Source organism: Pseudonocardia sp. Ae505_Ps2, from assembly GCF_001932425.1.
Classification (GTDB): Bacteria; Actinomycetota; Actinomycetes; order Mycobacteriales; family Pseudonocardiaceae; genus Pseudonocardia.
The window spans coordinates 1,982,149-1,988,074 of record NZ_MCIP01000001.1 but is presented as its reverse complement, the minus strand read 5'-3'; the positions used below and the strand labels follow the sequence as shown (position 1 = coordinate 1,988,074).

At 72.4% G+C, this 5,926-nt stretch carries 6 protein-coding genes and 1 tRNA gene; 5 read left to right on the top strand and 2 right to left on the bottom strand.

From position 1 onward, the window contains the following. Positions 1-387 (top strand): transposase family protein (locus Ae505Ps2_RS09420; RefSeq protein ID WP_249265243.1); only part of this gene is annotated, 387 nt, incomplete at its 5' end. Between the two features lie 150 nt (positions 388-537). Here the strand turns inward: Ae505Ps2_RS09420 and Ae505Ps2_RS09415 are convergent. After that, positions 538-882: a VOC family protein gene (locus Ae505Ps2_RS09415; RefSeq protein WP_020625089.1), complete on the bottom strand. Its 345-nt coding sequence runs from the start codon at positions 880-882 to the stop codon at positions 538-540. A gap of 538 nt (positions 883-1,420) precedes the next feature. On the opposite strand from Ae505Ps2_RS09415, the gene Ae505Ps2_RS09410 reads away from it, so the two are divergent. Continuing rightward, entirely contained in the window at positions 1,421-2,134 is a 714-nt protein-coding gene (locus Ae505Ps2_RS09410) for a class I SAM-dependent methyltransferase (RefSeq protein ID WP_075334129.1), read from the top strand. A 190-nt stretch (positions 2,135-2,324) separates the two neighbouring features. Here the strand turns inward: Ae505Ps2_RS09410 and Ae505Ps2_RS09405 are convergent. Beyond that, positions 2,325-2,397: transfer RNA gene (locus Ae505Ps2_RS09405), tRNA-Lys, on the bottom strand. Positions 2,398-2,624: 227 nt separating this feature from the next. Between Ae505Ps2_RS09405 and Ae505Ps2_RS09400 the strand changes: the two genes are divergently transcribed. From Ae505Ps2_RS09400 to Ae505Ps2_RS09390, 3 genes are all read left to right on the top strand, one after another. Then, a complete protein-coding gene (locus Ae505Ps2_RS09400) occupies positions 2,625-3,176 on the top strand; it encodes a superoxide dismutase family protein (RefSeq protein WP_075308738.1) in 552 nt (183 codons plus the stop codon). A 108-nt stretch (positions 3,177-3,284) separates the two neighbouring features. Beyond that, the gene (dusB, locus tag Ae505Ps2_RS09395; RefSeq protein ID WP_075312469.1) at positions 3,285-4,406 is read left to right on the top strand and encodes a tRNA dihydrouridine synthase DusB; all 1,122 of its coding nucleotides are present in this window, start codon (positions 3,285-3,287) and stop codon (positions 4,404-4,406) included. Between the two features lie 156 nt (positions 4,407-4,562). Then, on the top strand, positions 4,563-5,453 hold the full coding sequence (locus tag Ae505Ps2_RS09390; RefSeq protein WP_020625093.1) for a GGDEF domain-containing protein: 891 nt from the start codon (positions 4,563-4,565) through the stop codon (positions 5,451-5,453). The last annotated feature ends 473 nt before the right edge of the window (positions 5,454-5,926 follow it).

Here is a 5,926-nt window from a genome sequence, read left to right as displayed (position 1 = left end):
CCTGATGGATGGCCGCTATGGACCAGCGACGTGCGGCCGGGCCGCGAGCACGACACCCGCTGCGCCCGTACCCACCCCGGGCTGCTCGAGGGCCTGGCCGCGTTCACCGACGACACCCACGCCGCGCTGGGCGACCTCGGCTACGAAGGCGAAGCCGACCGGCTCACCGTGCCCATCAAACTCGCCCCCGGCCGCGGGCAGACGGTCAACCAGCGCACCGTCAACACCCTGCACTCAGCCCTTCGTGCTCTGGCCGAACGCGGAAACGCCCTGCTCAAGACCACCTTCGCCGCGTTGCGGCGAGTCACGCTATGTCCCTGGCGCACCGGCGCGATCACCGCAGCTGCGCTCGTACTACTCCACACCGAGTACGACCGCACGACATGATCAACCCGCTACTGAGAACACCTCATTCAGTCCCGCCTTGCGCTTCACCCCTCGGACCGACAGCCATCTCGGCGCGCCGTGAGGAGATCACCACCCCTGCTGCACTCACCTGATCTCCGAAGCGGTGCCGGGTCTGGGCGGAGCCCGGTATCAGTTCTCATCAGGCTCTAGGAACTCCAGCCGGTTCCCGAACGGGTCGGCCGCGTAGATCCGTCGGAATCCTGGAAAGTCCGCGTCCCAGGTTGTCTCCTGGCCAGCCGCCGCAAGCCTGCGGACTACTTCGTCGAGATCCTCAACCTGGATGCCCGGGTGCCCCTTGCGGGCAGGGCGGAAGTCATCCTCGACGCCGAGATGAAGCTCAACACCTCCGCCCCGAAACCAGGCACCGCCGCGGGCTGCGAGCACCGACGGCTTAGGGATCTCCGTCATACCGAGGACATCTGCGAAGAAGTGCCGCGCGTCGTCCTCACGACCGCGGGGCATGGCCAGCTGCATGTGATGTAGGCGTCCGTACACCCGGCGAGTATGGCGTGCGACATGCGGGCCATCAGCCCCTGAGATCAGGGCACCTTCTCCGTGGCTCGGGGCTAGCGGGCCGGCCCCGAGCGGCCGCGAACGGGCCGGAGGTGTAGGGAGCGAGCCGGCAGGGCCGGCGTGGCCGGCTCCGCGGCGCCTTGACACCCAGTGATATCGGCACGGGAGATTGCTGGCTGAGAGTTTCCCGCTCCTGGCTCGGCGCATCATCGGGAGACGAAATGAGGATGCGTCTACCCCCATATTGAGACCGGCGCAGTGGTTGGGGCTGTCTCGCGCTCGGGCCCGCTCTCCTCTGTCCCCCTCGTCCTGGCCGCAGGATTGCTCGTCGAAGCGGTGGGGGCAAGGGTGGCGGCCTGCGCCCTCGCGAAGCGACACCGTAGGCGCCCTTGCGGCCGCCGTGGAGACGTGCACGATTTCGGCCGAGGGGAGACAGCACGACGTCATCGGGGTCGCGTTGCTCAGCTTGTGGTACGCAACTGCTCGTAGGGTCCGAGCCATGGTCAGCCATGCCCTATACAAGGACCACGCTCACATCTATGCGCAGCATTCCGATCGGAGTGGCCCGAACGCGTACTACGAGCGTCCGGCGATGCTGAGGCTTGCTGGGGACCTGACTGGGCAGCGGGTACTCGAACTCGGATGCGCCGCCGGCGCCCTAACCACACAGCTCATTGAGCGCGGCGCCGCCGTGATCGCCCTGGACCGAGAGCCACGCCTTGTCGAGCTGGCGCGGCAGCGAACGAGCGGGCAGGCCACAGTCTCCGTGGCGGACCTCGAAGAGCCGTTGGACAGCGTAGGGACTGGCTCAATCGACCTCGTGATCGCTTCGCTCGTGCTCCACTACCTTCCCGACTGGCGTCCGTTACTGGCCGAACTCAGCCGCTGCCTGGCTCCCGGTGGCGCACTGCTGTTCTCTGTTCACCACCCGATCAACGGCTGGGCGCTGTGCGACAAGGCCGACTACCACCGGACCGAGCAAGTCCACGAGACGTGGGACCTGGACGGCCAGGAGGTCACCGCCACGCTGTACCGGCGCCCGGTTTCAGCGATCTTCGGGCCGCTTCTGGACGCGGGCTACATCGTCGACGCTGTCGAGGAGCCACAGCCGGTTGCTGATGCTCCACTGCCCGAGGGACTGAGAACGACACTTCGAACGGCCCCCGTCTTCCTCTTCGTCCGAGCCCGGCGCCCTGCTCGCAGCCTCGCGTAAGGGCAGCCGCAGCGGCTCGCGGCCGGGTAACCGGCACCGACGGCCACGCCCGGGGCCGGAGGTAGAGGGTCGGACGGCGGGACCGGCGTGGCCGGCCCCGCGCTGCCGAAGGCGGCGCCTTGACGACTCGCACGTCACTGTCAGGAAGATCAGTGACCAGCTCGGGCGACTCTGAGACCTGCGGATTGTGTGGGCCCCCGGGGGATCGAACCCCGAACCCGCGGATTAAAAGTCCGCTGCTCTGCCGATTGAGCTAGAGGCCCCGGCCCTCCCCCGCGCCCCGTGCTCGCCCGGCGGAACCTGAGGAAATCCTACAGTCCGTGAGCATCGCCGCCCGCGCTCCACACCCCATGTCGCACAGGATCGTGAGGACGAACGGTCGACGGCCGTCGAGCGCCCCGTGAGGCCCCTTCCCGACCACGACACCCGTCCGGGCGAACCGGCCCACGACGACGCGCCCCGAAACCTCACATCTCCGACACTGACGATCATGAAGCGTCCCGTGCTCCTGCTCATGACCGCGCTCCTGCTCACCGCCTGCAGCGGCGGGCAGCCACCGGCCGCGGAGCCCCAGGTGTCCGCGAGTTTCGCCCAGGGCGGCGAGGGGCCCGCGTTCACCTACGACCCGGCGCTCGTCCCGGTCGGTTCGACCGTCGCGGTCACCCACGCCGAGCAGGACGGTGCCACCGTCGCCACCCTCCGGGTGACCGGGCTGCTGCCGAACCGGACCTATGGCGCGCACGCGCACACGCGGCCCTGCACCGCGGCCTCCGGTGCCGACGCGGGGCCGCACTACCAGTTCTCCGAGGACCCGGTGACACCGAGCGTCGACCCGTCCTACGCCAACCCGATGAACGAGATCTGGCTCGACGTCACCACCGACGCGAACGGCGCAGGCGAGTCGACCGCCACCGTCCCGTGGGTCTTCCCGGACGACCGGCGGGCGGAGTCCGTCGTCCTGCACGAGAAGCCGACCGCCTCCCACGCCGGGCACGCGGGCACCGCGGGCGGACGCCCCGCCTGCGTCACCGTCGACTTCTGAGCGACGCCGAGGTCGGCGCCCGTCCGCGCGCCTGGGACACTGGTAGGCGTGACCGTGTTGGACAGCGTCCGCGACGCGCGGACGGACACCCCCGCCCGCCGTGACCGCGTGCTGCCGCCGTTGCGCATCGGCCCGTTCGAGGTCGACACCCCCGTGGTGCTCGCGCCGATGGCCGGCATCACCAACCCCGGGTTCCGTCGCCTGTGCCGCGAGCAGGGCGCCGGCTACTACGTCTGCGAGATGATCACCGCTCGCGGGCTGGTCGAGAAGAACCCGCTGACGTTCCGCATGATCGCCTTCGACGCGGACGAGCACCCCCGCTCGATGCAGCTGTACGGCGTCGACCCGGCGTCGATGCAGCGGGCCGCGGAGATGATCGTCGAGCGCGACCTCGCCGACCACATCGACATGAACTTCGGCTGCCCGGTCCCCAAGGTCACCCGGAAGGGCGGCGGGGCGGCACTGCCGTTCAAGCGGGAGCTGTTCCGGCGGATCGTGCGGGCCGCGGTCGCCGGCGCCGGCGACCGACCGGTCACCGTCAAGATGCGGATCGGCATCGACGACGAGCACCACACCCACCTCGAGGCCGCGCGGATCGCCGTGGACGAGGGTGCGGTCGCCGTCGCGCTGCACGCGCGCACCGCCGCGCAGCGCTACTCGGGCACGGCGGACTGGGACGAGATCGCCCGGCTGCGCGACGCCGTCCCGGCGCACGTCCCGGTGCTGGGCAACGGCGACATCTTCTCCGCGCAGGACGCGCTGGACATGGTCGCCCGGACCGGCTGCGACGGCGTCGTGGTCGGCCGGGGCTGCCTGGGGCGGCCGTGGCTGTTCGGGGACCTGGAGGCCGCGTTCGCCGGCCGCGAGCTGCCGGCACCCCCGAACCTCGGCCAGGTCGCGGCGACGCTGCGCCGGCACGCCGTCCTGCTGTGCGAGCACATGGGCGACCACAAGGGCATCCGCGACGTCCGCAAGCACATCGCGTGGTACCTCAAGGGCTTCCCGGTCGGCCCGGAGCTGCGGCGCAGCCTCGGCATGGTGGAGTCGATCGACCACCTCGACGAGCTGCTGTCCGGGCTGGACCCGGACGAGCCGTTCCCGGCCGAGGCCGACGGGCCGCGGGGGCGTCAGGGCTCACCCGGTCGCGTCGTGCTGCCCGAGCACTGGCTCGACGACCCGGACGACCCGTCGATCCCCTTCGGGGCGGACGTGGAGCACTCCGGAGGTTGATCGCGGCGACCCCGGGGCGAAACGCGTTACCCCGACCCGGGGGAACCACGGCGCCGAACGGGTGCCGACGACCCCGTACGCCTCAAGCGTCCCAGGGGTGTCACCGATGAACAGTCCCAGTGGCGCCGGAACGGCACGACGACGGGGAGGTGGATCATGACCGACACCGCATGGACGGTGCGCAGGCTCGTGCGGTCCGCCCGCCGCGTCGGCCCGACGCCGCCCGCCCAGGGGCCCGACGCCCCGGACGACGACGACCTCGCCCCCGCCTCACCCGCGGCCCGCGCGGCCCTGCACACCGCGGCCGCCGAGCGGCTCGCCGAGCACCACCGCTACGAGCAGGCCTACCTGCACCTGCGCGAGGCCGTCCGGCTCCTGCACGGCCTCAGCGCGCCGAGCCCGGCCGACGAGCTCGACCGGCTCCGCCGCGAGCACGCCGAGGCCCGGGAGCAGAGCCGCCGCGACAGCCTGACGGCGTCGTACAACCGCCGTTACCTCGACGAGCGGCTGATCGACCTGCTCGCCGCGGGCACCGACCTGCCCGTCTGCCTGGCGCTCGCCGACATCGACCACTTCAAACTGGTCAACGACACCCACGGGCACCCGTTCGGGGACCGGGTCCTGCAGCGGATGGTGCTGGAGCTCGGCCGGGCCCTGCCGCCCGGCGCGTTCTGCGCCCGCTACGGCGGCGAGGAGTTCGCGCTGGTGCTGCCCGGGCTGACCGCCGAGGAGGGCGTCGCGGCCTGCGAGACCGCCCGCGAGCGCGTCGCCGCGCACGACTGGACCGACCTGCACCCCGACCTGCGGATGACGATCAGCATCGGCGTCGCCCGGTCCCGTCCGGGCGACGACGACGTCGAGGCCCTCGTCACCGAGGCCGACGTGCTCCTCTACACGGCCAAGCAGGCGGGACGGAACGCCGTCGCCCACCGCGACGCCGACGGCCGGGTGACCTTGGCCGGGGCGGCAGCCGGACGCAGGTCGATCCCCCAACCGGAGCAGGGCGCGTCGCGCCCCGCGCCACCCGCGTCGGTCCGAGCCGAATAAGATCGGCCGTGCGGTCCCCGCGGCCGCACGATCCGGAAGGGCGCGCCCCCCACCCCGCGCCCCGTCACGCGCGTCCGCTCCGGCGGTCGCGACGAGGAGGCCCGGTGCAGGACGGCGACGACGAGGTGCGCCGGTCCCGGCGTACGCGTCGGCGCCCGGACGACGCGGGCCCGCCCGCGCCCCCCGCACCGCAGGGCCCTCCCGGACCGCCCGTCCCGCCACCCGGGGCGCACCCGTCGGGCCCGCAGCGGCGCCCCGGTGCGCACCCGTCCGGGGCCCAGCCGTCCGGGGCCCAGCCGTCCTCAGCCCAGCCCTCCGGGGCCCAGCCGCGCCCCGGCTCCGGGCCGCATCCGTCCGGGCCACAGCCGCGCCCGGCGACCGGCGCACACCCGTCGCAGCCGCAGCCGCGACCTGCCGACGCCCCGCCGGGGCCGGTCCCCCCGACCGGCGTGCGACGCGTGCGCGGCGGTCCC

Excerpts from the sequence above, each read along its gene's own strand:
- Ae505Ps2_RS09415 (WP_020625089.1), bottom strand. The coding sequence starts at position 882 with ATGCAGCTGGCCATGCCCCGCGGTCGTGAGGACGACGCGCGGCACTTC.
- Ae505Ps2_RS09410 (WP_075334129.1), top strand. The coding sequence starts at position 1,421 with ATGGTCAGCCATGCCCTATACAAGGACCACGCTCACATCTATGCGCAG.
- Ae505Ps2_RS09400 (WP_075308738.1), top strand. The coding sequence starts at position 2,625 with ATGAAGCGTCCCGTGCTCCTGCTCATGACCGCGCTCCTGCTCACCGCC.
- Ae505Ps2_RS09390 (WP_020625093.1), top strand. The coding sequence starts at position 4,563 with ATGACCGACACCGCATGGACGGTGCGCAGGCTCGTGCGGTCCGCCCGC.